This is a genomic window from Acetobacter indonesiensis (assembly GCF_000963945.1).
In the GTDB taxonomy this organism is placed as follows: Bacteria; Pseudomonadota; Alphaproteobacteria; order Acetobacterales; family Acetobacteraceae; genus Acetobacter; species Acetobacter indonesiensis.
This window is the reverse complement of sequence record NZ_BAMW01000158.1, coordinates 1-204: the sequence shown is the minus strand read 5'-3', so window position 1 is coordinate 204 and position 204 is coordinate 1. Positions and strand designations below refer to the sequence as shown.

The window sequence follows — 204 nt, the reverse complement described above, 5'->3', positions numbered from 1 at the left end:
GATCAGCGCGTAGCATCATTCATCGTTGGAGGGCAGGATCGGTGGGAGGCAGGAATAGCCATGATGCGGGATGCACGACCGGATCAATGGAGCAGCTTTATGTGGGAGGATCGGCTAGTACAGGACAACATGCCGAAAATCCGCGAGTGTCGGATTGGAGCAACTCAGGCCGGACAGCCGAAATCCTGTGTGATTACGATCAAG

At 54.9% G+C, this 204-nt stretch carries 1 protein-coding gene; it reads left to right on the top strand.

Going from position 1 to position 204, the window contains the following annotated elements; all coding sequences use genetic code 11:
- Window positions 1-204 (top strand): DUF6118 family protein (locus Abin_RS15715; protein WP_048848593.1); only part of this gene is annotated, 204 nt, incomplete at both ends.